The organism is Streptomyces sp. 135 (assembly GCF_020026305.1).
Taxonomy (GTDB): domain Bacteria; phylum Actinomycetota; class Actinomycetes; order Streptomycetales; family Streptomycetaceae; genus Streptomyces.
In genome coordinates this window covers 4,173,702-4,199,020 of the sequence record NZ_CP075691.1, presented here as the reverse complement: position 1 = coordinate 4,199,020, position 25,319 = coordinate 4,173,702, and the positions used below count along the sequence as shown (strand labels likewise).

Below are 25,319 nucleotides of genomic sequence, written 5' to 3'. Positions count from 1 at the left end.
GCGCCGCGTGTCCCGGCTTGAGCCGAGGGGCGGGACCGTTCACTCACCGTATGCGTCACCAAAAGATGATCATTGGACTTGTCCTCGCGCTGGCGACCCTGACCGTCGACCTGACCGCGTCGCCACCGGGCGCGGCGGCAACCCCGGGCCGGGCCCGGGCAGCAGCGGACCCGGCCCCCGTCGAGGAGTACATGGGGCTCCCCGGGCCCGGTGCCACCGGGTCCACCGCGTGGCCCGCCCGGCTGCCCGCCGGGGTGCGGACCTTCCGTGGGCGGGCGTTCGACACCTGTATCGCCCCGTCCGCGGACACCATGCGGCGCTGGCGGAGTTCGCAGTACCGCGCCGTGGGTGTCTACTACGGAGGCCGCGGCCGGGCCTGCAAGAACCAGCCGCACCTGAGCCGGAGCTGGGCACGCGCGGTGAGCCGGATGGGGTGGCGGCTGCTGCCGGTGTACGTGGGTTCGCAGTCGCCCTGTGTCATCGCGAGGAACAAGAAGGGAGTACGCATCGGACGGGACCCCTGGAGCCAGGGGAAGCGGGAGGGACGTGACGCGGTCCGCAGGGCCAAGACGGTCGGCATCCAGACGCGCAGCCCGCTCTACCTGGACATGGAGGCGTATGCCTACCGGAAGAAGGCGTGTGCCCGCACCACGCTCTCCTTCGTACGGGCCTGGGACCGCGAGGTGCGCAGATCCGGTTACGTACCCGGCTTCTACAGCAGCGCCGACTCCGGTGTGCGGCACATGGAGCTGTCGCGGCGGGCGGGTGTGCGGGACCTGCCGTCGGTGATGTGGTTCGCGCGCTGGCGCGTCCGGCCGCACCTGTACCGCGAGCCCTCGCTGAGCCGAGCCGCCTGGAACCCGGCACGACGCATCCACCAGTACGCGGGGAACGTGAAGGAACGGCACGGGGGACGCACGCTGGTGATCGACCGCAATCTGATGCACGCTCCGGTGGCGCGCGTCCGCTAGGCGGCCCCGTCTCCCGGCGGCCGTGCGCCGGGGCGGCTCTCAGGGGTGAACCCTCAGGGGTGCGCTGCACCTCCTCCACCTGTAGGAGGTGCAGCCGGCACCCCTCGTACAACCTGAGGCGGACACCGCTTCGGGACTTGGGGCCGATCCGCAGTGGTAGGGGGCGCTTCTAGCGTGGAGCCATGACCGCATCCATGGTGTCCGTGTGCACCAGCGCATCGAAGGCCGCGACGCGGGGCACGGGTCCGACGCGGGCCGCCGGGCCCTTCGCGTACCCGTCGTTCGCGTCCTATGTGCGGGCCCGCCAGCCCGTACTGCTGCGTACCGCCCGCTCGCTGACCGCGAATCCGAGCGATGCCGAGGACCTGCTGCAGACCGCGCTGACCAAGACGTATGTCGCGTGGGACCGGATCGAGGACCATCGCGCGCTCGACGGCTATGTGCGCCGGGCCCTGCTGAACACACGCACGTCGCAGTGGCGCAAGCGCAAGGTCGACGAGTTCGCGTGCGACGAGCTGCCGGAGCCCGACGTGCTGCCGACCGGGGACCCGGCCGAGCAGCAGGTGCTCCGGGACGCGATGTGGCGCGCGATCATGAAGCTGCCGGACCGGCAGCGGGCGATGGTCGTCCTCAGGTACTACGAGGACCTCAGCGAGGCCCAGACCGCCGAGGTGCTCGGGGTCTCGATCGGGACGGTGAAGAGCGCGGTGTCGCGCGCGCTCGGCAAGCTGCGCGACGACCCGGAACTCACCCCGGTCCGCTGACCCCTCCGCTGACCCCTCCGCTGACCAGTCCGCTGACCCGTCCACCGGGACCGGCAGTTGATCGATCATCCCCTGGAGTAGTGACATACCAAGCGGTATGCGCGCAGAATCAGCGCAACCCTTACCGCCGCGTAGGCGATGTCGCCCAGGAGGACGCCGTGCTGAGCACGATGCAGGACGTACCGCTGACCGTCACCCGCATCCTCCGGCACGGGTCGACCGTGCACGGGACGTCGCAGGTCATCACCTGGACCGGGGAGGGCTCCCCGCAGCGCCGCAGCTACCGCGAGGTCGGCGAGCGCGCGGCCCAGCTCGCCCACGCGTTGCGCGAGGACCTCGGGGTCACGGACGACGAGCGCGTCGCCACGTTCATGTGGAACAACGCCGAGCACGTAGAGGCGTACTACGCGGTTCCGTGCATGGGCGCCATCCTCCACACCCTCAATCTGCGGCTGCCCGCCGAGCAGCTGACGTGGATCGTGAACCACGCCGCCGACCGCGTCATCATCGTCAACGGCTCCCTCCTCGGCCTGCTCGCACCGCTGCTCCCGCAGATGACGACCGTCGAGCACATCGTGGTCTCGGGGCCCGGCGACCGCTCGCTCCTGGCGGGAACCCACGTGCGGGTGCACGAGTACGAGGAGCTGCTCGCCGGCAAGCCCACCGCCTACGAGTGGCCCGAGCTGGACGAGCGTGCCGCCGCCGCCATGTGTTACACCTCCGGCACCACCGGCGATCCCAAGGGCGTCGTCTACTCCCACCGCTCCATCTACTTGCACTCCATGCAGGTCAACATGACCCAGTCGATGGGCCTGACCGATGCGGACACCAGCTTGGTGGTCGTCCCGCAGTTTCACGTCAACGCCTGGGGGCTGCCGCACGCCACCCTGATGACCGGCGTGAACATGCTGATGCCGGACCGCTTCCTCCAGCCCGCACCGCTCGCCGAGATGATCGAGACGGAGCGGCCCACTCACGCGGCTGCCGTCCCCACCATCTGGCAGGGGCTGCTGGCCGAGCTGACCGCGAAGCCGCGGGACGTCAGCTCGCTCGGGCAGGTGACCATCGGCGGCTCGGCCTGCCCGCCGTCCCTGATGGAGGCGTTCGACCGCCTCGGCATGCGGGTCTGCCACGCCTGGGGCATGACCGAGACGTCCCCGCTGGGCACGGTCGCCCGCCCGCCCGCCCACGCGATCGGCACCGAGGAGGAGTTCGGCTACCGGCTCACCCAGGGCCGTTTTCCCGCGTCGGTCGAGGCCCGCCTGGTCGGCCCCGGCGGCGAACACCTGCCCTGGGACGGCGAGTCGGCCGGTGAGCTGGAGGTGCGCGGCCCCTGGATCGCGGGCGCCTACTACGGCGGCGCGGGCGGCGACGTCCTCAGGCCCGAGGACAAGTTCAGCGAGGACGGCTGGCTGAAGACCGGCGATGTCGGTGTGATCAGCTCCGACGGCTTCCTGACCCTCACCGACCGGGCGAAGGACGTCATCAAGTCGGGCGGCGAGTGGATCTCTTCGGTCGAGCTGGAGAACGCCCTGATGGCGCACCCGGACGTCGCCGAGGCCGCGGTGGTGGCCGTGCCCGACGAGAAGTGGGGCGAACGGCCGCTCGCCGCAGTCGTGTTGAGGGAGAACGCGAGCGCCGACTACCAGGCCCTGCGCGCCTTCCTCGCCGAGAGCATCGCCAAGTGGCAGCTCCCCGAGCGCTGGGCGATCATCCCCGCCGTCCCGAAGACCTCCGTCGGCAAGTTCGACAAGAAGGTCCTGCGCAGGCAGTACGCCGACGGGGAACTTGACGTCACCCGGCTCTGACGCCGGGGACCTCGGGCGTCGCGGGCGTCAGTTGGTGCCGATCTTCGCCAGCAGGTCCACGATGCGGCTCTGCACCTCGGTGCTCGTGGACCGCTCGGCGAGGAACAGCACCGTCTCGCCCGCGGCGAGGCGCGGCAGTTCCGTCTCGTCGACGGCGGCGGTGTAGACGACCAGCGGGGTGCGGTTCAGCTGGCCGTTCGCGCGCAGCCAGTCGATGATTCCGGCCCTGCGGCGGCGCACCTGGAGCAGGTCCATCACCACGAGGTTCGGCCGCATCTGCGCGGCGAGCGTCACCGCGTCCGCGTCGCCGACGGCCCGCGCGACCTGCATGCCCCGCCGCTCCAGCGTCGAGGTCAGGGCGAGCGCGATCTCCTCGTGCTCCTCGATGAGCAGGACGCGCGGCGGGTGCTGCTCGCTGTCGCGCGGTGCGAGGGCCTTCAGGAGTACGGCGGGGTCGGCGCCGTACGCCGCCTCGCGCGTCGCCTGGCCGAGGCCCGCCGTGACAAGGACGGGCACCTCGGCGGCCACCGCGGCCTGACGGAGCGACTGGAGTGCCGTGCGCGTGATCGGCCCGGTCAGCGGGTCCACGAACAGCGCCGCGGGGAACGCCGCGATCTGGGCGTCGACCTCCTCGCGCGAGTGCACGATCACGGGGCGGTAGCCACGGTCGCTGAGCGCCTGCTGGGTGGTGACGTCGGGCGCGGGCCACACCAGGAGGCGGCGCGGGTTGTCCAGCGGCTCGGGCGGCAGTTCGTCGTCCATCGGCTGGGGCTGGGGCCGGTTCGAGACCTCGACCGCGCCGCCCGGGCCGTCCAGCGGCTCCGGGCCCTCGTCCGCGTCCTCGTCCGGGGCGCCGATGGCGTACGAACGTCCGGCGCCCTCGGTGGCGGCCGCGATACGCGACTGGGGGTGGCCCGGGGGCGGGGTGTGCGGCTGGGGGTGCGGGCGCGCCGAGGTCTCGGGACGCTCGGCACCCGCGGGTTCGGGCTCGGGAGGCGTGGCGAGGCGACGCCGGCGCCCGGAGCCGCTGGGGGGCTGTGCGTGCGGGGCGGAGGCCGGGGCCTGTTGCGGGGGCTCCCCGGCGCCTTCCGGCACGGGTGACGCCGGAGCCGGGGCCTGCGGCATCGGGCCCGGCATCGCCGTGGGCTGCTCCGGCTGCGCGGCCTGGGGCGGCAACGGAGGCTGCGGTGCCTGCGGCGCCTGTCGGCCCTGCTGCTCGGCGATCTGCTGGCCGAACGGCACGCCCTGTCCGAGCGTACGCACGCTGAAGGCGCGCCCTGCGTCGAGTTGGGGTCACCGGGCCCGGCCTCGGCGGGCAGCGGCTGGGCCGCCGCACGCGCTTGGGTGCCGCGCTCGGGCGGCAGCGCCGTGCCCGCGGCGGGCGACGGAACGCCCGGCGCGGGGTGCCCGTGGAGTGCGGGTTGCCCTGCGCGGGCACGCCACCGGCGGGCGTGGCGCTGTCGGGCCACGGCTGCGGTGCGGGCAGCGGCCCGGCTTCGGCAGCCGGGCGGCTCTTCGGGACGCCGGGGGTGGAAGGGGTTCCGTGGGCGGGCGTTCCTTGGGTGGGCGTCCCCTGGGCGGGCGTTCCCTGAGCGGGGGCGGTCGGGGCCGCTGGGGCCGCCGGGGCAGGCGGCATGCCGGGGGCTGCCGGTGCGCCTGGAGCCTGGGGGGCTTGGGGGACTCGGGGGGCCTGAGGAGCCTGCGGGGCTTGCGGAGCCTGGGGGGCTTGCGGAGTCCGCGGAGTCTGCGGGGCCGCCGGGGTCTCCGAAGCCGCCGGGTCCGTGATCGGGCGGCGGGAGCGGCGGCGGCCCGTCGGAGCCTGCGTGGGGTGCGGCTGCGGCGGGGTGTGGTCGTCGGCGGGGCCGTGCGGGGCGGTGGCGTGCTGCCCGGTGTCCCCCGGGGCCGCCGGGTACCCCTGGCCGAGGGGGCCCGCGACACCAGGCCCCGGGGTCACGGCGCCCTGGCCCACAGAGCCTCGGCTTACGGCGGCCTGGTTCACCACGGCCTGGCCGACCCGGCCCTGGCCTGCGGCACCCTGGCCCTGGCCCACGCCACCGGGGTTCATGCCACCGGGGTTCACGTCGGCGGGGCCCGTGCCGGCGGGGTTCACGGCCGTCGGGTTCACGCCCGCCGGATTCATGACGCCCTGGTCCACCATGCCCTGGCCCACGGCCACAGCGCTCTGGTTCAGCACGGCGTGGCCGACGGTGCTCACCGTCGCCTGGGCGCCCGGCTCTTGGCCCGACGTGTCGCGGTCGGCCGCGGCCGGGGGCAGCGCGAAGACGCGGCCGCTGTTGGCCTCCTCGGCGGCGGCCCGTTCCTGGCCGCGGCCAGCGCGCGTCGCGCCCGCCGCCCCGAGGGCGCGCGGCGTCGCCGTGACCGGCCTCCACCGCGGCGAGTTCTGTGCCCGGGGTGGTGCCGGAGGCCTCGGACGGGCCCGAAGCCAGGGCGGGCAGCGCGTGCTGCTCACCGGCCCGCCGCGCGCGACGCCCGGTCCCGGCAGCGGGAACCGGTACGCCCTGCGGCGGCACGGTCTGACCCAACGCCGCAGAACCGGCCGCGTGTTCGGCCGCCGTCACCACGGAGCCCACGGAACCCACGGAGTTCACGGAACCCACGGAATTCTCGGTGTTCTCGGCGGCACTTGGCCGCCCGCGCCGCCGCCCGGTACCGCCCGAAGCGCCACCGCTCGTCTCCGGAGACTGCGCCTGCGGCACCTGCGCGCCGGAACCGCCGACCGCGCCGTTCGCCGGACCGGCCGCCGAACCGACCTCCGGCCCAGCCTCCGAGAAACCGCCCCCGAGAGTGGCCGGGTTCCCCGAAGCCGAGTCCGCCGCCTCTGCCGCGCGCCGTCCCCTGCGTCGGCCCGTACCGGTCGGCGCCGCGCTCTCCGTACCGCCGGAGGAGTCCGTGGCGCCGGGAACGCCGCTTCCCAGGAAGGAGTCCACAGAGGGACGCCGGGCCCGCCGCCGCCCGCCGCCCGCAGCACCGGCGCCGGAGCTGCCGGACGCCTGCTCGGGCACCGCGACCGCCCCACCGGGGACGGCGACCGCCCCCAAAACGGCACTCTCCGTAGAGCCCACAGACCCCACGGAACCGGCAGACCCCACAGAACCCGCCGAGCCGGAAGCCTCCCCCGACCCCGCCCCCATCGGAACCTCGAGAACGTACGCACTGCCGCTCATACCCGGCACCTCGTGCGTCTGCAGCACGCCTCCGTGGGCCCGCACGATGCCCCGCACGATCGGCTCGTGCACCGGGTCCCCGCCTGCGTAGGGCCCCCGCACCTCGATGCGGACGACCTCGCCGCGCTGTGCCGCGGCCACCACGATGGTCGAGTCGACGTAACCGCCCGCCGCGACGACCCCGGCGTCCGCGCGCGTGTTGCCCGTCGCGTCGATCCCCGCCACGTCGGCGACGAGATGGGCCACCGCGGTGGCGAGCCGCCCCGCGTCGACCACGATCTCTATCGGCGGCGCGTGCACCGCGAACTGCGCCCGCCCGGGCCCGATCAGCTCGACCGCGCCCTCCACGCCGGCGGCGACGACCGCGTCGAGCATGACCGGCGTACGGGAGAGCTGTTCGTCGCCCGCGTCGAGCCGCTGGAAGCCGAGGACGTTGTCGACGAGGGTGGTCATCCGGGCGTACCCGGCGGAGAGGTGATGCAGGACCTGATTGGCCTCGGGCCACAGCTGGCCCGCGTCGTCGGCGGCGAGCGCGGACAGTTCGCGGCGCAGTTCGTCGAGGGGCCCGCGCAGGGACGAGCCGAGGACGGCGAGGAGCTGCTCGTGTCGCGCGGCCAGGCTCTCGTACCGCGTCGTCTCGCGCTCGGCCAGCTCTTCGAAGCGGTCCTTCTCGCGCTCGGCGAGCGCTGCGTACCGCTCCTGTTCGGCGGCGAGTTCCTCCGCGCGCTGCTCCTCGGCGGCCCGGATCTCCTCGGCGCGCCGCTCCTCGGCGGCCTTGACCGCCTCCGCGTGCCGCTCCTCGGCCGCGCGGATCTCCTCGGCGTGGCGGGCGAGGGCGGCCTCGTACTTCTCGGCCAGCTCGTCGTAGGGCCTGCGGTCGGTGAACGTCATCACCGCGCCGACCAGTTGGTCGCCGTCGCGCACCGGGGACGTCGTCAGGTCGACCGGCACCTTGGCACCGCTCTTGGACCACAGGACCTGCCCGCGCACCCGGTGCTTGCGACCGGAGCGGAGGGTGTCCGCGAGCGGGGACTCCTCGTAGGGGAAGGGTTCGCCGTCGGCGCGCGAGTGCAGCACCAGGGGGTGCAGCTCCTGTCCGCCGAGGTCGCTCGCCCGGAATCCCAGTATCTGCGCGGCGGCCGGGTTGACGAGGACGACCCGTCCGTCGGTGTCCGTGCCGACGACGCCCTCGGCCGCGGCCCGCAGGATCATCTCGGTCTGCCGCTGCGAACGCGCCAGCTCGGCCTCGGTGTCCACGGTGCCCGAGAGGTCGCGCACGACGAGCATCAGCAGCTCGTCGCCGGTGTAGCCGTGGTTGTCGTACGCGTGCCTGCCGTCTTCCAGCGGGGAGCTGGTGACCTCGACGGGGAACTCGGTGCCGTCCGTGCGCCGCGCCGTCATGCGCGTGGGCTTCGTCCGGCCGCGTTCGTCGATGGTGTCCGGGCGCCGCATCGAGCCGGGGATGAGCCGGGAGTCGAACTCCGGCAGCAGATCGAGCAGACCGCGCCCCACGAGCGCGGTGCCCGGCGTCTCGAACGCCTCCAGCGCGATCGCGTTGGCGTTCACGACGGTGCCGTTGGCGTTGACGAGCACCAGCGCGTCAGGGAGAGCGTCGAGTATGGCTGCGAGGCGAGCAGCGCCTCGGGATGGCCTGCTGCTCACGACGACGCTTCCTCCCTGGTTACCGCTGCTTGCCGACCCGCTCAGGTCATCTTGCCCCTCGACCCGTGGCGTGTCACGGGAGGGAGTCTACGGGGAGTGGTTGCCCGCGCGACGCCGGATGAGAGGGAGGTCGCACGCAGAAGATGTGAGTTTTCAGTACTGCCTGGTCACAGGAGGGTGGAGGTCACCGGCCGGAGAACGGCGGCGTCACCCTTCATGGCGCTTCATCGCGGGACGACTTCACCCGCCCATCACGAGGTGTGGGGGAGCACCGGCGCCATGCGGTCCCAGCGGGAGATCTCGCAGCCGTTGCCGCGGTTGTACGTCGCGTCCACCGGCCGGCCCTGCCAGGTTCCCGTGATGCGCGCGGTGGCGGGGCCGCCGTACTGCATCGTGCACATCCTGTCGGACGGTACGGGCGCGAACGGGTCGGTCCCATAGACGGTGACCTCGTCCAGCCGCGCGCACGCCTTGGCGGCGGCCGGGTGGGTGCCGCCGGTGGGGTGGCATTTCAGTACGTACGTTCCCTCGCCGTCGCCTCCCGAGTCGGAGACGGTGATGGTCAGCCGGTCGGTCGGGCCGGGGGCAGAGGGATAGGACGGGGCGGCGTGTGCGGTGACGGGGAGGAGGGGGAGGACGGACAGCGCGGCGGCGGAGGCGGCGGCGGTGAGGACGAGGCGGCGCAGCATGGGGTCTCCATGGAGGTCGGAGTGGCGGCATGGACGTCTGGGCCCACGGATGGACCCACCGCCTTTAACGCCGTCCGCCGCGTGACGTTGCGGGGCGGCTGAGGCTTTGCTCTGCGGGCCGCGCGACTAGTACCGTGGAGGACGCGATTGGTGACACCCCGCCTGGCTGTGTCATCATCTGCACGCACCCCCGCGCTCGCGCAGGTGTGCAAGCTGGAGGCGTCGCCTAGTCCGGTCTATGGCGCCGCACTGCTAATGCGGTTTGGGCCTTAAAGCCCATCGAGGGTTCAAATCCCTCCGCCTCCGCAGGTTGAACCCGAAGCCCCGGTCGTCCTCGACCGGGGCTTCGGTCGTGTCCGAGGCGGGACGGGCGCCTGCCCGGGCGGCCGGGCGTGGTGACCCTGAGGTCGTTTGCCCAGCTCAGAGCGGGTGTGGGAAACGGATTTCGCCTCACGGCGCAGGTCATGTAATGTTGTTCTCGCAACGCCGACGGGGCAGAAAAAACCCCGGAAGCACAAGCACTCGTAGCTTAACGGATAGAGCATCTGACTACGGATCAGAAGGTTGCAGGTTCGAATCCTGCCGAGTGCACAGCAGGCGAAAGGCCCCTGGAGATGATCCGGGGGCCTTTCGCGTTGCCCGTGCCCCAGCGAATACTCATCCCGGGACGTGACGGCCGGCGGGCGCACGGGGGTGGCAATGGCTGACGAGGGTGAAGTCGAGGCGCTGCTGCAGATGTGGCGGGAGCAGCATGACCAGGCCCGGCAGTTGGAGGCCCAGCGCGCCACGCTCACCAACATCGTCATCGTCGTGGCGTCTGCCGCGCTGGGGTTCGTCGCACAGCATGGCCTCGAAATGACCATGCTGGTCGTGACGGTGCCCCTGGTGGGACTGGGCTGCTACGGGGTGCTGGCCTGCCTGAAGTACCACGAGCGCCTGGTGCTGCATCACAAGGCGGCCCGCCGGTTCAGCGGCGGGATCGAGGCGCGTCTGCCATCGCTGCTGATCAACGAGACCTGGGCCGAGCTGCACGCGGAGCAGCGACTGCGCTTCCCGAGGTCCTTCAGAGTGCGCTTGTACGTCGTGTGGACCGCGCTGCACGTCGGGGTGGCGATGAGCGGGGCCACGCTGTCGGTCTTGATCCTCGTGGGATGAGGCTGCCCGCCGGGCATCGCGAGGCCGCGGGCCCGATGTCAGTGGCATGCGGCATCGTGGATCGCCTCTCGGGAGGAGTACGGCGATGGAGTGGCGTTGTGCGGGGCTCGGGTGGCCGGGTGGGGGGCCCGTGCTGCGGTGGGCGGGGGCAGGGCAGTGCCCTCGCGTACGGGCGGGTGATCGGCTTCCGGGCCGTCGGTGAGCGGCGGTGCGTGGGAGCGCGCGGCAACCCGTGCCCCCTGCGGGCCGTGGTGCCGGCGCGGGCCACGCAGGCGCGGTGCCCCGAGTGCGCGCGGCTCGACCGGGCGTTCTCCGTGGCGGCGGACGGGGTGCCGGACGATCCGCGTCCGTACCGGGTGTACCTCGCGTGGTTCGGGGCGGGGCTGCTCAAGGTCGGGATCACGGCCGAGGAGCGGGGTGCCGTGCGGCTCCTGGAGCAGGGGGCCGTGGCGTTCTGCTGGCTGGGTCGGGGGCCGCTGATGGCGGCCCGGCGTACGGAGGAGTTGCTGCGGGCGGCCCTCGGGGTGCCGGACCGGGTGCCGTACGCGCGCAAGCGGGCGGTGCGGGGGGCGCTGCCCGGGTGGGCGGAGCGGGCACGGGAGGTGGAGGGGCTGTACCGGCGGGCGGTCGTGCTGGAGGGGTGGGCCGAGGCGCTGGAGCGGGTGGAGTTCGAGGCGGTCGACCACTCGGCGGCGTTCGGCCTGGAGGAAGGGGGGCAAGTGGTGTCCGGCCTGGGGGAAAGGGCGCGCGGGGCCGCCGACGGGGTCGTGCGGGAGGTGGTCGACGGCGGGGTCCTCGCGGGGCGGCTCGTCGCCGCGGCCGGGCCCGATCTGCACCTGGCGGTCGCGGACGGGCGGGTGCTGGTCGTCGATACGCGCGTCCTGGTGGGCTGGGAGCTGGCGGGGGTCGACGCGGGGCCTGGCACCGAGGTGACCGTCCCGGTGGAAGCGCTGGTAAGCGCCGGGGGCGGGAGTGAGCAGGATGGACTCTTCTGAGGGGGGGCGGCCCGTTGTCCTGCCGTGGTTGCTGACCGAACGGTCAAGTCCGGGTGACCGGAGGGCAAGGAGTGGCGGCCAAGGGTGGACACCGCGTGGCCGCGCTCCGAGTGTGGAGGCATGAGTGATCACGCGACGGGGTCGGTCGGGCCCTTCGAACCGCCTTACTACGCCGTCGTCTTCACCTCCGTCCGTGGCGGGGACGGCGAGGGGTACGACGAAACCGCCGGGCGCTTGGACGAGTTGCCGCCGTACCGGGGTTCCTCGGGATGGAGTCCGCCGGGACGCCGGGCGGGCTCGGCATCACCGTCGGGTACTTCCGCGACGAGGAGGCGATCAAGGCCTGGCAGAGCGATCCCGAGCACCGCGTGGCGCAGCGGAGCCACGGCTTCGTGCGCGGGGTGACGGAGGAGAAGGCCGCGCGGAGTTTCTCAGGGAATTCACAGGTTGACGCAAGAGTGCTCTCAGGGGCGCGGCCCACGCTGTGGGTATGACCACGACCACGCCTCAGGCGCGTACCGAACTGCTCAGGGCGGACGGGAGCCCCGTCCGTGTACTCGTGGTGGACGACGAGGCGTCGCTCACCGAGCTGATGTCCATGGCCCTGCGGTACGAGGGCTGGCAGATCCGCAGCGCGGGCGACGGCGCGGGCGCGGTGCGGGTGGCGCGCGCGTTCCGGCCCGACGCCGTGGTGCTCGACATGATGCTGCCCGACATGGACGGTCTCTCCCTGCTCGGCAGGCTGCGCCGGGAGCTGCCGGACGTGCCCGTGCTGTTCCTGACCGCGAAGGACGCGGTGGAGGACCGCATCGCCGGGCTCACGGCCGGCGGCGACGACTACGTGACCAAGCCCTTCAGCCTGGAGGAAGTGGTGGCGCGGCTGCGCGGCCTCATCCGGCGGGCCGGGGCCGCGGACAAGCGCAGTGAGTCCACCCTGGTGGTGGGGGATCTGACCCTCGACGAGGACAGCCACGAGGTGACGCGCGGCGGGGACTCCATCCATCTGACCGCCACCGAGTTCGAACTCCTTCGCTACCTCATGCGCAATCCGCGGCGCGTGCTCAGCAAGGCGCAGATCCTCGACCGGGTGTGGAACTACGACTTCGGGGGCCAGGCCAACGTCGTCGAGCTCTACATCTCGTATCTGCGCAGGAAGATCGACGCCGGACGGGAGCCGATGATCCACACGCGGCGCGGGGCCGGGTATCTGATCAAGCCAGCCGCAACACCCGCCGCAGCGCCAGCCGCAGCACCCACCCCAGCACCCGCCGCCACGCCTTCCTGAGACGCACCGCCCGCCTCGTGAGACGCCCCGGCGGGTGACGGCAGCGGGCGGGCACCCTCCGCGGACGCCAGTCATGAGCTGCGTACGCCGCTCGCCTCGATCCGCGGATACGCCGAGCTGACGCGCCGGGTGCGGGAGTCCACCGGCCGCGACACGCGGCACGCGCTCGGCCGGGTCGAGTCCGAGGCCGAGCGGATGACGGGCCTCGTCGAGGACCTGCTGCTGCTCGCGCGGCTCGACGCCGAGCAGCCGCTGTCGTACCGGAGCGGTGATCTCGCGCCGCTCGTCGTCGACGCCGCCGGCGACGCGCGCGCCGCCGGGCCCGACCACGTCTGGCGGCTGGAGCTCCCCGCCCCCGACGAGCCCGCCCTCGTCCGCGCCGACACCGCCCGCCTCCACCAGGTCGTCGTCAACCTCCTCGCCAACGCCCGGACCCACACCCCTCGCCAGGCACGATGGTCACGGCCCGGGTGCGCGGGGTCACGGGCCGCGCTCGGCGCGGCGTCGGGCGACTCTGCGCACTCCACGGAGCTGGCGGTGCTGATCGCGGCGAACCTCGCGGCGACCGTGCTGCGGTTCCTGCTGCTGCGGGCCTGGGTGTTCCCGGACCACCGCCGGGGCACCACATCCGCCCCCGGGGAAGAACCGAGGAACGCCTGATGACGACCGCCTCCGCCACAGAGGCGAAGAAGCTCCTGGCGGCGGGCGCCGACGACCACACGTGGGCCGCGGCCACCATCGGTGCGCAGAACGCGGCGAGCTGCCAACTGACCACCGGCGAGCCGGTGATGGCCATCGGCGGGTTGAACGGCAGCGACCCGTCCCCGACGCTCGCACGGTTCAAGCCGTACGTGGCGGACGGCGGGATCCGCTATCTGATCGCCGACGGCAAGAGCGGCGGCGAGGGCACCTCGTCCGCGATCACGTCGTGGGTCGAGTCGGCCTTCACCAAGGTGACGGCGGGCAGCGCGACGTTCTACGACCTGACCCGGACGAAGAAGTAGCGACGCCGCGGCCCTGCGCCCCCCTGGGCCGGATAACGGCTTGTACGCCGTATGGGAGCTGTCCTACGGTGTATGAGTCACGCAGCCTCGTACACCGTATAACCACCGAGACCAGGAGCCCCGCATGACGGCGACGACCGCCGAGTCCTCGGCCGCCCCACCCCGGCACCCGCAGCGCTGGCTGATCCTCGGTGTCATCTGCCTCGCCCAGCTCACCGTGCTGCTCGACAACACCGTCCTGAGCGTCGCGATCCCCTCCCTCACCCGGGAGCTGGACGCGTCCACGTCCGACATCCAGTGGATGATCAACGCCTACTCGCTCGTGCAGTCCGGGCTGCTGCTCACCGCGGGCAGCTCCGCCGACCGCTACGGCCGCAAGAAGATGCTGCTCACGGGCCTCGCGCTGTTCGGCATCGGCTCGTGCGTCGCGGCGTTCGCGCAGTCCTCCGCGCAGCTCATCGCCGCCCGCGCGGGTATGGGGGTCGGCGGCGCGCTCCTGATGACCACGACGCTCGCGGTCGTCGTACAGATCTTCGACGAGACCGAGCGCGTGAAGGCGATCGGCCTCTGGTCGACCATCAACTCCCTCGGCTTCGCGGCCGGACCGCTGCTCGGCGGCTTCATGCTGAACCACTTCTGGTGGGGCTCGATCTTCCTGATCAACCTCCCCGTGGCACTGCTGGGCCTCCTCGCGGTCGCCAAGCTCGTGCCCGAGTCGAAGAACCCCCAGGGCGACCGCCCCGACCTGCTCGGCGCGCTGCTCTCCACGATCGGCATGGCCTCGGTGGTCTACGCGATCATCTCCGGGCCCGGCCACGGCTGGACGTCGGCGCAGGTCCTGGTCTCCGCGACGGTCGGCGTACTGGTCCTCGGCGTCTTTGTCCTGTGGGAGCTGCGCATCCCGTACCCCATGCTGGACATGCACTTCTTCCGCAACCAGCGGTTCGTCGGCGCGGTGGCGGGCGCGATCCTGGTCGCCTTCGGCCTGAGCGGCTCGCTCTTCCTGCTCACCCAGCACCTCCAGTTCGTCCTCGGGTACGAGCCGCTGGAGGCGGGCCTGCGGACGGCGCCGCTCGCGGTGACCATCGTGGCCCTGAACCTCACCGGCGTCGGCGCGAAGCTCCACGCCAAGCTGGGCACACCCGCGACGATCCTTTCCGGCATGAGCGCGCTGGCCGCCGGTCTCGCGGTGATAGCGCTGCTCGGCGGCGACGACTACAACGGCATGCTGGCCGGGCTCGTCATCATGGGCGCGGGCATCGCGTTCGCCATGCCCGCCATGGCCAACGCCATCATGAGTGCCATCCCGGTCGAGAAGGCAGGCGTCGGCGCGGGCGTCAACGGCACCCTCGCGGAGTTCGGCAACGGCCTCGGCGTCGCCGTCCTCGGCGCGGTCCTCAACTCCCGCTTCGCCTCCCTCGTGGCGGTCTCCGCGGCGTCCTTCCCGGCGGCCATGGCCGCGGCGAAGTCGTCCGGGGAGCGGGAGCGGATCGCCGACGCGTTCGCCTCAGGGCTGGAGACGAGTCAGCTGGTGGGCGCGGTCGCGGTCTTCCTCGGCGGTGTCCTCGCGGCCGCGTTGCTGCGCAGGGCGGAGAGGGCAGACTCCGTGGGGAAGGCGGCGGCATAGCATCGGGTGACCACCACCCGGGCCCCAGGACCAACCAGGAAGGCGCGCCATGGCCAAGGCAGCCGGCGGCACGAAGAACCCGGCGCGGACGAGTGTCTGGCTGCAGGGCAAGGCCCCCCGCGGCGGGGGACGCAGGGGCGACCAGCCCAGCGGCCTCGACCGGGACCGCATCACCGAGGCCTCGGTCCGGCTCCTGGACGCGGAGGGCCTCGCCAAGTTCTCCATGCGCAGGCTCGCCGCGGAGCTGAACGTCACGGCGATGTCCGTCTACTGGTACGTGGACACCAAGGACGACCTCCTGGAGCTCGCCCTCGACGCGGTGTGCGGCGAGATGCGGCTGCCCGACACGGAGGCGGCCGACGTGTCCTGGCGCGACCAGCTCCGGGCCCTCGCCGACGAGTACCGCGCGCTGCTGATCCGCCACCCCTGGGTCTCGCCGCTGGTCGGCAGGTTCCTCAACATCGGGCCGAACTGGCTGGCGTTCGCCGTCGCCGTGCAGCAGACGGTACGGCGGACCGGCCTGCCCCCGCACACGCAGAACGGCGCGATCTCGGCGGTCTTCCAGTTCGTGTACGGCTTCGGGACCATCGAGGGCCACTACGCGGCGCGGTGCGCGGAGGCGGGCATGACCCAGGACGAGTACTACCGGGAGGCGACCGGGACGGTCGAGGACGAACTCTCCTCGCACGGGATCATGGAGAGCGCGAAGGAGCTGCTGGCGGTGCGCGGCGACGCCACGGTGGAGGAACTGTGGCAGCGGGACTTCACGGTGGCCCTCGACCTGATGATCGCCGGGATCGAATCCCTCCTCGAACAGGAGAAGCGAGGGGAGCGAGCCGGTCGAGGCGAGACGCCGGGCGCCCGCCAGGGACTCTGACGGGCGCCGGCACATCGCATAGATGCGTACGTACCTGCGTACGCGGATCAGGCCTGCGGAAGCGCGTCCCCCTGCACGGCCTGGATGTCCAGCTCCACCCGCAGCGTCGTGCCGATCGCCGAGATGCCCGCCTGCACCACCTGGTTGTAGTTCATGGCGAAGTCCTCCCGCCGCAGCTCGGCCGTGGCCCGGAAGGCCGCCCGGGTGCCGCCCCAGGGGTCCGCGCCGGTCCCCAGGTAGCTCAGCTCCAGGTCGACGGGGCGTACGACGCCGTGCATGCCCAGCTCCCCGTGGACCGTCCAGCGGTCCGCCCCGGCCGGCGTCAGGCCGCTCGACCGGTAGGTGATCTCCGGGTACTGCTCGACGTCCAGGAAGTCCGGCGACTTCAGGTGCCCGTCGCGCATGCCGTTGCCCGTGTCGATCGAGGACGACCTGATGACCGCCTCGACCCGTGACTTCGCCACGTCCTCGGCGATCTCCACGCGCCCCCCGAACTCCGTGAACCGCCCGTGGACGCTGGTGATCCCGAGGTGCTGGGCGACGGCGCCCACGGTGGAGTGCGCCGGGTCGATGGTCCAGGGCCCCGGCGGCGGCAGCTCCGTGCCGCCCTGCCGGGCGAGGACGACGCTGCCGACCTCGGCCCGGCCGCTGGCCGTGACGAGGGCCGTGGAGGCGACGGGCGCGTAGCCGACGGCGGTGACGATGACGGTGTACGGCCCCGGCACCAGGGCCGTGTCATCGCGTACGACGCCCTCCTCGTCGGCCGCCGCGCGCAGCATCTGCGCCCCGGTCATGTCGGTCACCGTGACGACGGCGTGCGGCACGGCCCATCCGTCGCGCGTGCGGATCCGAGCGTTGAGTCCCATCCCGTTTACTCCTTGCCGGGCCCCTGTCAGGAGGCCACAAAAAAGTTCAAGTCCCGTCAGGCCGGGGAACGGACGGCCCCCGGGCGGCGGTGGCCGGCCGTCCCCTGCCGTGAACGCCACCGCCGGCCCGGGGGCCCTTTCCGCGACCGGCCCGTGGCCACGCCTCCGCTCGGGGCGCGGCCACGGGCCGGGGTCGTCACTCGCCCGGGTGGGCGAGCTCGATGTCGTGGCCGTCGACGCCGCTGCCGGTCACCGACAGGCCGGTCGCCACCGGCGGGTAGCCGGTCGCGATGACCGTGTACTCGCCGCTGTCGAGGTCGGTGAAGGCGTACGCCCCGTCCGCCCCGGTGGTGGCGGTGGCGACGACGTTGCCCGCCGCGTCGACGAGCGTGACCCGCGCGTCGTTCAGCGGCCCGCCGCCCGCACGGACGGTGCCGAGCACCCGGGCGCCGGCGCTGAGTTCGACCTCGACCCGGGTGACCCCGGCCCCGCCGACCTCGACGGGCAGGGCCATGGGCCGGTGTCCTGCGGCGTTCACCGCGATGGTGACGGTGCCGGGGACCAGCTCGGCGAAGGTGAACTCGCCCTGCTCACCGGAGAGCCCGGTGGCGAGGACGTCACCGCGCACGTCGGTCACGATGACCATGGCACCGGAGACGGGCAGCTTGCTGTCCGCGTCCCGCACCACACCGCTGAGCCCGCTGGTGCCGCTCAGCAGGATGTCGTACGCGAGGGCGTCCTCGCCCACCACGACGGTCGAGGCCTGTGGCTGGAAACCGTCGGCGGAGGCGATGAGCACGTACGACCCGGCGCCGGGGGCGTCGACGGAGTAGGCCCCGTCGCCCTGGGCGACCGCGCGGCCGAGCTGCCGTCCCCCGAGGGAGATCAACGTGACGGCGGCCTGCGGGACGGGCGCGCTCTCGGCGCCGCGGACATGGCCGTGCACCGGGATGCCGTTGGTGACCGGGGGAAGTCCCCCGGACGCGGCCTCGGCGGCGGACGCCACGGCGGCGAGCCGCTGCGTGCCCTCGGGCCCGGCCTCGGTGCGCGAGGCGACGGAGGCGAGGACGGGCCCCTCGGCGGAGCCGGCGGGAACGGTCGAAGCAGCCGAAGCAGCCGAAGCGGGGGCCGCGGCGTCCGCGGGGGCGTCCCCGGCGGTGGCCTGGGCCAGGGCGCCGGACGTCCGCAGCGGGACCTCCTTGATGAACAGCGTGATCAGGAAGGCGATCAGCGCCATCGGCGCGGCGATCAGGAAGACGTCGGCGATGCCGTGCCCGTACGCGCTCTCCATCACCGTGCGGAACGGCTCGGGGATCTTGTCCAGGTCCGGGATGCCGCCGCCACCGGTGCCGCCGTGGCCGAACTGCGCGGCGGCCTTCGGGCCGAGGTCGGTGATGCCGTCCTTGACGTAGTCGGTGATCCGCGTGGCCATGATCGCGCCGAGCGCCGAGACACCCATGGCGCCGCCGAGCGAGCGGAAGAAGGTGACGACGGAGGAGGCGGCGCCGAGGTCCTGCGGCTCGACCTGGTTCTGGGTGCAGAGCACCAGGTTCTGCATCATCATGCCGATGCCGAGACCCATGAGGGCCATGTAGACCCCGATGTGCCAGTACTCGGTGTCGTACCGGATGGTGCCGAGCAGACCGAGGCCAGCCGTCACCAGCAGACCACCGCTGACCAGCCAGGCCTTCCACTTGCCCGTCTTGGTGATGATCTGGCCCGAGACGGTCGACGAGATGAACAGACCGCCGATCATCGGGATCGTCATGACACCGGACATGGTCGGGGACTCGCCCCGCGCCAGCTGGAAGTACTGGCTGAAGAAGACCGTGCCCGCGAACATCGCGACACCCACGAAGAGCGAGGCCAGCGAGGCGAGCGTGATGGTGCGGTTGCGGAAGAGCCGCAGCGGGATGATCGGCTCGCTCGCCTTGGACTCGACGAGGACGAAGATCAGCCCGAGCAGGACCGATCCGCCGACCATGGCGCCGGTCTGCCAGGACATCCAGTCGTACTTGTCACCGGCGAAGGTGACCCAGACGAGCAGCAGGCAGACGGCGGCGCTGATGAAGAACGCGCCGGCCCAGTCGACCTTCACGTCCCGCTTGACGACGGGAAGCTTCAGGGTCTTCTGGAGGACGATCAGCGCGATGATGGCGAAGGGCACGCCGACGTAGAAGCACCAGCGCCAGCCGAGCCACGAGGTGTCGGTGATGACGCCGCCGAGCAGCGGGCCGCCGACGGTGGCGACGGCGAAGGTCGCGCCGAGGTAGCCGGAGTAACGCCCGCGCTCACGCGGGGAGATCATCGCGGCCATGACGATCTGCGCCAGGGCGGAGAGACCGCCGACGCCGATGCCCTGCACGACACGGCAGGCGATCAGCATCCCGGCGCTCTGCGAGAGACCGGCGACGACGGAACCGCCGACGTAGATGATCAGGGCTATCTGGACCAGGGCCTTCTTGCTGAAGAGGTCCGAGAGCTTGCCCCACAGGGGCGTGGTCGCCGTCATCGCGAGCAGCGAGGCGGTGACGACCCAGGTGTAGGCGGACTGGCCGCCGCCGAGGTCACCGATGATCTCGGGCAGGGCGTTGGAGACGATCGTCGACGACAGGATCGCCACGAACATGCCGAGCAGCAGCCCGGACAGCGCTTCCATGATCTGCCGGTGCGTCATCGGAGCGTTCGCGTCGGGGTGACCGTGGTGGGCTCCGTGCTTGGCATGGCTGCCCCGCACACCGGCTGGTGTGGTTGTTGCCATGGACTTCCTCTTCTTACGCGGGTGTACGGGTGGTCTGTACGTCGTGGGGGGACACGTCGTGGGTGGGGTGGGGCAGCCGGGCCGAAGCCGCGCGGCAGTCCCCGAAGCTGTCGCGCAGACGCGCGAGCAGCGTGCTGAGCTGGACGACCTCGTCGTCGGTCCAGTCGTGCAAGTAGTGGGTGAGGGTCCGGATGGAGAGCTCGGAGAGCTCGTCGACCTTGGCCTTGCCCTCGGGCGTGAGCCGCAGGATCCGGGAGCGCTTGTCCGCGGGGTCGGGATCGCGGACGATCCACTCCCTCTCCGCGACATGCGCGACATGGCGGCTCGTCACCGACATGTCCACGGCGAGCAGCTCCGCGAGCCTGCTCATCCGCATCGCGCCGTGGCGATCCAGCAGGACGAGTACGGCGGCGGACCCGCCGGGGCAGTCGTGGGGCAGACCCCGACCGAGACCGCGCTTCACGGCACCGATGGCGCTGAGCTGTCGGGCCAGCTCCTCGTACTGACGCTGCGCGGCCACGGCACCTCCTGGGTATTTGTTGCTTAGGGCAACGATAAAACCAGTTGGTTGCCACAGGCAAACTAAAACCGGACCAAGGCCCTAAAGAGTCGGCAAAGCTCTGGGGCTGCGCGCGTAAAGTCCCAGGCGGGCGGGGGTTGGGCCGGGAGCCGTGGATTCGCTAGGGTCCTGCTCCATGGCACACAACCCCCAGGGTCCCCGGGGCAACCCCGACCCCGCCGGCAGCACGCAGATGTTCCGCGCCTTCGTCGACGAGGCGCCGCAGGGCCGCCGAGCGGCTGCGCCCGCTTCCTCCTCCGGCCCGCGGGTCGGCCTGATCATCGGCGTGGTACTTGCCGTGGTGATCGTGGCGGGAGTGGCGTGGCTGGCGCTGAAGTAGCGGCGGCGTTCTAGCGGAGACCTGAGCCCCGTCAGGGGCGCGGGAACTGCGCGACCGGCCGAGACGTACCCGCGGACGCCATCACCGCCAGTCGACCGAGACGTCCCGCGTCTCGACATGCATCCCCAGCGGTACGCGCCACGCGTCGACACATATCGGCCAGGTTTCCGTCTTCTTCCGCCCCGCTTCGATCGGGGCCGGAAGCTCCTCGGTCGACTCGACCGTTCCCCAGTCGACGCCCAGCGCCCCGATGATGTGCGTCCCGAAGGTCACCGTGCCCGAACGCACCGGTGATCCCCCGGAGTTGTGGAAGGTGACCGTCACCTTCTCGCACCACCGCTTGGCCGCGGGGGTCCGCTCCGGCTCACCGACACTGAGCACCGCCGGCCCGCTCGGTGGTTCGGCGGGGCGGGGCCTCTCCGTACGCGGGGGCGTCGGGCCGCCACCCGGCGGGGTCCCGGCCGACGGCGGAGCGGAGCCGCTTGGCCCGGTGGGCGTGGCCGAAGCGGGCGGGCTCCCTTGAGCGGTGGGCGGCTTCCCCTCCGTGCCACCCGCCCCGCTGCTTCCGGGAGCGTCCCTGTCCGTCCCGCGCGGCGTCGCTCCCGCCGAGTCGCCGCGGCCGTCACCGGCGCCGCCTCCGGAGTCCTTCGCGCCGCCGGTCCCGCCGCCTCCCTGGCCTCCCTGGCCTCCGGCGTCCCCGCTGTCTCCGTTCAGCGGGATCAGCCGTACGTCACCGGTCGGGCCCCCGGCCTCGCCCGGCGCCTTGTCCGGTACGGAGCCGACCGCTCCGGTCGCCACATGACCGTCGCCGCTCTCGCCGCCGCACGCGGCGAGGAGTCCGCCGAGGCAGAGCAGGGCCGCCGACGCACCGAGCACGTTCCGAGCACCACGTCGCATGGCGGCAGTGTGGCTGACGGACCGTCAATAAGGAACCCGTCAGCAACACGGCTTACGCGGCGCGCGATTGACACGCCGGGCGGTGCGGGAGGTGGGCAGGACGTCCGGGAGGTCAGTCCGAGATGAGACCGTCACGCAACTGCGCCAGCGTCCGCGTGAGCAGCCGCGAGACGTGCATCTGCGAGATGCCGACCTCCTCGCCGATCTGCGACTGCGTCATGTTGGCGAAGAAGCGCAGCATGATGATGCGGCGCTCGCGCGGCGGCAGCTTGGCGAGCAGCGGCTTGAGGGACTCGCGGTACTCGACGCCCTCCAGGGCCGTGTCCTCGTACCCGAGCCGGTCCGCGAGGGAGCCCTCGCCGCCGTCGTCCTCCGGGGCCGGGGAGTCGAGCGAGGACGCGGTGTAGGCGTTGCCCACCGCCAGGCCGTCGACGACGTCCTCCTCCGACACCCCGAGCGCGAGGGCGAGTTCGGACACGGTCGGCGAGCGGTCGAGCCGCTGGGCGAGCTCGTCGCTGGTCTTCGTCAGCGCGAGCCGCAGCTCCTGGAGGCGGCGCGGGACTCGCACCGACCAACTGGTGTCGCGGAAGAAGCGCTTGATCTCGCCGACCACGGTCGGCATCGCGAACGTCGGGAATTCCACGCCCCGTTCGCAGTCGAAACGGTCGATCGCCTTGATCAGGCCGATCGTGCCGACCTGGACGATGTCCTCCATCGGTTCGTTGCGGCTGCGGAAGCGGGCCGCCGCGTACCGCACGAGCGGGAGGTTGAGTTCGATGAGCGTGTCGCGTACGTAGACACGCTCGGGGCTGTCCTGGTCGAGTGCGGCGAGCCGCAGGAACAGGGAGCGGGACAGGGTCCTGGTGTCGATGGCTTCCGGGGCCGTTGAGCTCTGAAGCGCGTCGGGCGCGGATTCGCTCGGGCCCTTGGTGAGCGTGAGCGTGAGCACCTTCGAGCTGCCCTGGTCTGCGGACATGCCACCCCCTTGAGGTCGCGGACGGTCGCGGCGGGCGCTCCCGTCGGAGGAACGCAGCCTCCACCTGAATACCGGAGGTGGGGCTACGGCAAACGCGGTTCCAGCAGAATGTCACATGTCGGCAACGCGCTGTAGTTACTTGTCGACAAACAAGGGTGACATCCGTGCAGGAAAGAGGGGGTCTGCGGCATTTCGGCCAGGCGTACCGTCGGGAAGAGCCCCGACGGCACTCCACTCGATAAGGTTACGCCTCGATCCGATTTGCGGACCGAAGTCGCGCGAAGCTCCTGGCGAGCAGTCTCGACACATGCATCTGGGAAACGCCCAGTTCGGCGCTGATCTGTGACTGCGTCAGATTGCTGTAGTAGCGCAGCAGGAGGATCCGCTGCTCGCGCTCGGGCAGTTGGACGAGGAGATGGCGTACGAGGTCGCGGTGTTCGACGCCGTCGAGCGCGGGATCCTCGTAGCCGAGCCGGTCGAGCAGGCCGGGCAGTCCGTCGCCCTCCTGGGCCGCCTCCAGTGACGTGGCGTGGTACGAGCGGCCGGCCTCGATGCAGGCGAGCACCTCCTCCTCGGTGATGCGCAGCCGCTCGGCGATCTCGGCGGTCGTGGGGGAGCGCCCGAAGGCGGTGGTGAGGTCCTCGGTGGCGCCCGTCACCTGCACCCACAGCTCGTGCAGCCGCCGCGGCACGTGGACCGTGCGGACGTTGTCGCGGAAGTACCGCTTGATCTCACCGACGACGGTCGGCATCGCGAAGGTCGGGAACTGCACCCCGCGGTCCGGGTCGAAGCGGTCGATGGCGTTGATCAGCCCGATGGTGCCGACCTGGACGACGTCCTCCATCGGCTCGTTGCGGCTGCGGAAGCGGGCCGCCGCGTACCGCACGAGGGGCAGGTTGGCCTCGATGAGCGCGCCGCGCACCCGGCCGTGCTCGGGGCTGCCCGGCTCCAGGTCCTTGAGCTGGCCGAAGAGGACCTGGGTGAGGGCCCGGGTGTCGGCGCCGCGGGTGCTTCCGGTGCTCGGTGCGGTCTTCGTGGGTGGAGCCTCGGGCGCAGTACTGGCCGGCACGGTCAACGCCACCCCTTCTCGGTCAAGCCCAGTCAAGCTCGGTCGACCTGAATCGGTCTCAATCGGTCTCAGTCGACCTCGGTCAACTCATCCGTCAAAAGCGGTCATAGCATCACAAGACATGTGCACTGTGTGCAAGCACCCGATAACTACGTGTTGAGGGGCAAGTTGGGGCCGGGAACGCGGAAAGGCCCCGCACCGTCGTGGTGCGGGGCCGTGCGCGGAGCCGTGGGGGCAGGGGTCCGGCGGGTGGCGCGGAGCAGGGGCCTCGGAGGCGGCTCAGAACTCGTAGTCGGCGATCACCCACGTGGCGAACTCCCGCCACATGGCGACGCCCGCCTGGTGGGCCGGGTGCTCGAGGTACCGCTTCAGCGCCTCGGTGTCCTCGACCGCGGAGTTGATGGCGAAGTCGTACGCGATGGGGCGGTCGGTGATGTTCCAGTCGCACTCCCAGAACGTCAGTTCCGGGATCTGCCCGCCGAGCGCGCGGAAGGCGTCGACGCCCTCGACCACGCGCGGCTCGTCGCGCCGCACACCGTCGTTGAGCTTGAAGAGGACCAGATGGCGGATCACGGGCACTCCTTGGAGAGGGCTGGGGCCTGACGGCCTTGGCGGCCGCTCAGTCCTTGCCTCCGTTGGCGACCCACGTCATGAAGTCACCGATGCTCTGAGCGGCGCTCGAAACGCCTTCGAAGCCTATCTGCACGTAGTCGGCGGCCTTGGCGGGGTCGGTGATGATCACGTAGAGAACGAAGACGACCACCACGAAGAGGCTGATCTTCTTCCACTGCACTGCCACGATCTGGCCTCCCCTTACCGCGCCCCGTGTGACCCCTGTGACGGCGGTGAGTCTAACCCGGCGCGTACTCACCGGGCTTTTAAGGACCAACGGCCCACATCCCCAGGTCGTTTGCCTGCCTTCCTCCGGTGGCGCGGAGCGCAGGATGGATGGTGAGCCCGGCGGATCTGGCAGGAATCCACGGGCGAGGGACCGGCCCCACTGCGGAGTCCGCGCCGTCTGCTTCCCCCTGACGGCGGCGCCGACTTGAGGGCTGGTCCTCGTCGGGGGAAGCGGCTTTGTCCCCCCGGTGCCGCTTCCCCCGCCCCTCTCTTCTGGCTCTCTCTTCCGGCCGCTCTCTTCTGGGGTTCTCCCGGCAGCACGACGAAGGGCCCGTCCAGTCGGACGGGCCCTTCGTATCAAGAGCGGTAGCGGAGGGATTTGAACCCTCGGTGACTTGCGCCACACTCGCTTTCGAGGCGAGCTCCTTCGGCCGCTCGGACACGCTACCGAGAGGAACTCTAGCCCAAGATGGCCCGTGGTCAGAAATCCGTTCCGCGCGGCGTCCCGGCGTCCCGGTTCAGCGGCCCCGGTGCCCCTCGCGGAAGAAACGGGTGAGGAGTCCGGCGGCCTCCTCGGCGAGGACGTCATGGATGACTTCGGGGCGGTGGTTGAGCCTGCGGTCGCGTACGACGTCCCAGAGCGAGCCGGCGGCTCCGGCCTTTTCGTCGCGCGCCCCGTAGACGACCCGGTCCACACGGGACTGCACGATCGCGCCGGCGCACATCGTGCAGGGTTCCAGCGTGACGACGAGCGTGCAGCCGGTCAGCCGCCACTGGCCGAGCTCGGCGGCGGCCCTGCGGATGGCGAGCACCTCCGCGTGCGCGGTGGGGTCGCCGGTCAGTTCGCGTTCGTTGTGCCCGGCGGCGAGCACCGTCGTGCCGTCCGGGGACAGCACGACGGCGCCGACGGGGACATCGCCGCCCCGGACGGCCAGCTCGGCCTCGGCCAGAGCGAGCCGCATGGGCGCCCGCCAGCGGTCGCGTACGGG

18 protein-coding genes, 3 tRNA genes and 5 pseudogenes are annotated in these 25,319 nt (G+C 72.0%); 14 read left to right on the top strand and 12 right to left on the bottom strand.

Going from position 1 to position 25,319, the window contains the following annotated elements:
• Positions 1-65: 65 nt before the first annotated feature.
• From KKZ08_RS18930 to KKZ08_RS18920, 3 genes are all read left to right on the top strand, one after another.
• The gene (locus KKZ08_RS18930; protein ID WP_223775575.1) at positions 66-971 is read left to right on the top strand and encodes a DUF1906 domain-containing protein; all 906 of its coding nucleotides are present in this window, start codon (positions 66-68) and stop codon (positions 969-971) included.
• Between the two features lie 182 nt (positions 972-1,153).
• Positions 1,154-1,735: a SigE family RNA polymerase sigma factor gene (locus KKZ08_RS18925; protein WP_223775574.1), complete on the top strand. Its 582-nt coding sequence runs from the start codon at positions 1,154-1,156 to the stop codon at positions 1,733-1,735.
• Between the two features lie 158 nt (positions 1,736-1,893).
• Positions 1,894-3,543, top strand: coding sequence for a long-chain fatty acid--CoA ligase (locus KKZ08_RS18920; protein ID WP_223775573.1), 1,650 nt, complete (start codon positions 1,894-1,896; stop codon positions 3,541-3,543).
• 27 nt (positions 3,544-3,570) lie between these two features.
• Here the strand turns inward: KKZ08_RS18920 and KKZ08_RS18915 are convergent.
• Together KKZ08_RS18915 and KKZ08_RS18910 are read right to left on the bottom strand one after the other, a co-directional pair.
• Positions 3,571-8,321: pseudogene (locus tag KKZ08_RS18915) on the bottom strand (PAS domain-containing protein).
• 320 nt (positions 8,322-8,641) lie between these two features.
• The gene (locus KKZ08_RS18910; protein ID WP_223775572.1) at positions 8,642-9,079 is read right to left on the bottom strand and encodes an SSI family serine proteinase inhibitor; all 438 of its coding nucleotides are present in this window, start codon (positions 9,077-9,079) and stop codon (positions 8,642-8,644) included.
• Positions 9,080-9,294: 215 nt separating this feature from the next.
• On the opposite strand from KKZ08_RS18910, the gene KKZ08_RS18905 reads away from it, so the two are divergent.
• The 10 genes and pseudogenes from KKZ08_RS18905 to KKZ08_RS18860 all read left to right on the top strand — a co-directional run bounded on the left by KKZ08_RS18905 (position 9,295) and on the right by KKZ08_RS18860 (position 16,022).
• A tRNA-Ser gene (locus tag KKZ08_RS18905) sits at positions 9,295-9,385 on the top strand.
• Positions 9,386-9,597: 212 nt separating this feature from the next.
• Positions 9,598-9,670: transfer RNA gene (locus KKZ08_RS18900), tRNA-Arg, on the top strand.
• 108 nt (positions 9,671-9,778) lie between these two features.
• The gene (locus tag KKZ08_RS18895; protein ID WP_223775571.1) at positions 9,779-10,234 is read left to right on the top strand and encodes a hypothetical protein; all 456 of its coding nucleotides are present in this window, start codon (positions 9,779-9,781) and stop codon (positions 10,232-10,234) included.
• An 85-nt stretch (positions 10,235-10,319) separates the two neighbouring features.
• Positions 10,320-11,229, top strand: a pseudogene (locus KKZ08_RS18890) (DUF2797 domain-containing protein).
• A gap of 120 nt (positions 11,230-11,349) precedes the next feature.
• Positions 11,350-11,606 (top strand): annotated as a pseudogene (locus KKZ08_RS18885) (antibiotic biosynthesis monooxygenase); the annotation flags it as partial.
• Positions 11,607-11,719: 113 nt separating this feature from the next.
• Positions 11,720-12,514, top strand: coding sequence for a response regulator transcription factor (locus tag KKZ08_RS18880; RefSeq protein WP_223775570.1), 795 nt, complete (start codon positions 11,720-11,722; stop codon positions 12,512-12,514).
• 60 nt (positions 12,515-12,574) lie between these two features.
• Positions 12,575-12,987 (top strand): annotated as a pseudogene (locus tag KKZ08_RS18875) (HAMP domain-containing sensor histidine kinase); the annotation flags it as partial.
• A 183-nt stretch (positions 12,988-13,170) separates the two neighbouring features.
• Positions 13,171-13,518 (top strand): annotated as a pseudogene (locus KKZ08_RS18870) (glycosyl transferase); the annotation flags it as partial.
• A gap of 124 nt (positions 13,519-13,642) precedes the next feature.
• Positions 13,643-15,145 carry an MFS transporter gene (locus KKZ08_RS18865; protein WP_223775569.1) on the top strand — a complete coding sequence of 501 codons (1,503 nt, stop codon included), beginning with the start codon at positions 13,643-13,645 and terminating at the stop codon, positions 15,143-15,145.
• Positions 15,146-15,194: 49 nt separating this feature from the next.
• Positions 15,195-16,022, top strand: coding sequence for a TetR/AcrR family transcriptional regulator (locus KKZ08_RS18860; protein ID WP_223775568.1), 828 nt, complete (start codon positions 15,195-15,197; stop codon positions 16,020-16,022).
• A gap of 47 nt (positions 16,023-16,069) precedes the next feature.
• Here KKZ08_RS18860 and KKZ08_RS18855 read toward each other — a convergent pair whose 3' ends face one another.
• The 3 genes from KKZ08_RS18855 to KKZ08_RS18845 all read right to left on the bottom strand — a co-directional run bounded on the left by KKZ08_RS18855 (position 16,070) and on the right by KKZ08_RS18845 (position 20,169).
• A complete protein-coding gene (locus KKZ08_RS18855) occupies positions 16,070-16,888 on the bottom strand; it encodes a YceI family protein (RefSeq protein WP_223775567.1) in 819 nt (272 codons plus the stop codon).
• 196 nt (positions 16,889-17,084) lie between these two features.
• Positions 17,085-19,649: an MFS transporter gene (locus KKZ08_RS18850; protein WP_223775566.1), complete on the bottom strand. Its 2,565-nt coding sequence runs from the start codon at positions 19,647-19,649 to the stop codon at positions 17,085-17,087.
• Between the two features lie 13 nt (positions 19,650-19,662).
• Positions 19,663-20,169 carry a MarR family transcriptional regulator gene (locus KKZ08_RS18845; RefSeq protein ID WP_223775565.1) on the bottom strand — a complete coding sequence of 169 codons (507 nt, stop codon included), beginning with the start codon at positions 20,167-20,169 and terminating at the stop codon, positions 19,663-19,665.
• A 175-nt stretch (positions 20,170-20,344) separates the two neighbouring features.
• On the opposite strand from KKZ08_RS18845, the gene KKZ08_RS18840 reads away from it, so the two are divergent.
• Complete coding sequence (locus KKZ08_RS18840) at positions 20,345-20,548, top strand: hypothetical protein (protein WP_223775564.1); 204 nt, start codon at positions 20,345-20,347, stop codon at positions 20,546-20,548.
• A gap of 81 nt (positions 20,549-20,629) precedes the next feature.
• Here KKZ08_RS18840 and KKZ08_RS18835 read toward each other — a convergent pair whose 3' ends face one another.
• The 7 genes from KKZ08_RS18835 to tadA form a co-directional block, all read right to left on the bottom strand.
• On the bottom strand, positions 20,630-21,445 hold the full coding sequence (locus tag KKZ08_RS18835) for a hypothetical protein (RefSeq protein WP_223775563.1): 816 nt from the start codon (positions 21,443-21,445) through the stop codon (positions 20,630-20,632).
• A 112-nt stretch (positions 21,446-21,557) separates the two neighbouring features.
• Positions 21,558-22,421 (bottom strand): RNA polymerase sigma factor SigF, encoded by an 864-nt coding sequence (locus KKZ08_RS18830; protein WP_223775562.1) that lies wholly within the window; start codon positions 22,419-22,421, stop codon positions 21,558-21,560.
• A gap of 244 nt (positions 22,422-22,665) precedes the next feature.
• Positions 22,666-23,502, bottom strand: a complete 837-nt coding sequence (locus KKZ08_RS18825) for an RNA polymerase sigma factor SigF (RefSeq protein ID WP_223775561.1) — start codon at positions 23,500-23,502, stop codon at positions 22,666-22,668.
• A gap of 267 nt (positions 23,503-23,769) precedes the next feature.
• The gene (locus KKZ08_RS18820; RefSeq protein ID WP_223775560.1) at positions 23,770-24,063 is read right to left on the bottom strand and encodes a Dabb family protein; all 294 of its coding nucleotides are present in this window, start codon (positions 24,061-24,063) and stop codon (positions 23,770-23,772) included.
• Between the two features lie 46 nt (positions 24,064-24,109).
• Positions 24,110-24,289: a hypothetical protein gene (locus tag KKZ08_RS18815; protein WP_223775559.1), complete on the bottom strand. Its 180-nt coding sequence runs from the start codon at positions 24,287-24,289 to the stop codon at positions 24,110-24,112.
• A gap of 405 nt (positions 24,290-24,694) precedes the next feature.
• Positions 24,695-24,779 (bottom strand) — tRNA-Ser (locus KKZ08_RS18810).
• Positions 24,780-24,848: 69 nt separating this feature from the next.
• Positions 24,849-25,292, bottom strand: coding sequence for a tRNA adenosine(34) deaminase TadA (gene tadA, locus KKZ08_RS18805; protein WP_223779105.1), 444 nt, complete (start codon positions 25,290-25,292; stop codon positions 24,849-24,851).
• Between the last annotated feature and the right edge of the window lie 27 nt (positions 25,293-25,319).

Bases quoted from the DNA above. Each gene is read 5' to 3' on its own strand.
- KKZ08_RS18830 (WP_223775562.1), bottom strand. From the start codon at position 22,421: ATGTCCGCAGACCAGGGCAGCTCGAAGGTGCTCACGCTCACGCTCACC.
- KKZ08_RS18850 (WP_223775566.1), bottom strand. From the start codon at position 19,649: ATGGCAACAACCACACCAGCCGGTGTGCGGGGCAGCCATGCCAAGCAC.
- KKZ08_RS18865 (WP_223775569.1), top strand. From the start codon at position 13,643: ATGACGGCGACGACCGCCGAGTCCTCGGCCGCCCCACCCCGGCACCCG.
- KKZ08_RS18925 (WP_223775574.1), top strand. From the start codon at position 1,154: ATGACCGCATCCATGGTGTCCGTGTGCACCAGCGCATCGAAGGCCGCG.
- KKZ08_RS18855 (WP_223775567.1), bottom strand. From the start codon at position 16,888: ATGGGACTCAACGCTCGGATCCGCACGCGCGACGGATGGGCCGTGCCG.
- KKZ08_RS18930 (WP_223775575.1), top strand. From the start codon at position 66: ATGATCATTGGACTTGTCCTCGCGCTGGCGACCCTGACCGTCGACCTG.
- tadA (WP_223779105.1), bottom strand. From the start codon at position 25,292: ATGCGGCTCGCTCTGGCCGAGGCCGAGCTGGCCGTCCGGGGCGGCGAT.
- KKZ08_RS18880 (WP_223775570.1), top strand. From the start codon at position 11,720: ATGACCACGACCACGCCTCAGGCGCGTACCGAACTGCTCAGGGCGGAC.
- KKZ08_RS18835 (WP_223775563.1), bottom strand. From the start codon at position 21,445: ATGCGACGTGGTGCTCGGAACGTGCTCGGTGCGTCGGCGGCCCTGCTC.
- KKZ08_RS18910 (WP_223775572.1), bottom strand. From the start codon at position 9,079: ATGCTGCGCCGCCTCGTCCTCACCGCCGCCGCCTCCGCCGCCGCGCTG.
- KKZ08_RS18895 (WP_223775571.1), top strand. From the start codon at position 9,779: ATGGCTGACGAGGGTGAAGTCGAGGCGCTGCTGCAGATGTGGCGGGAG.
- KKZ08_RS18860 (WP_223775568.1), top strand. From the start codon at position 15,195: ATGGCCAAGGCAGCCGGCGGCACGAAGAACCCGGCGCGGACGAGTGTC.
- KKZ08_RS18840 (WP_223775564.1), top strand. From the start codon at position 20,345: ATGGCACACAACCCCCAGGGTCCCCGGGGCAACCCCGACCCCGCCGGC.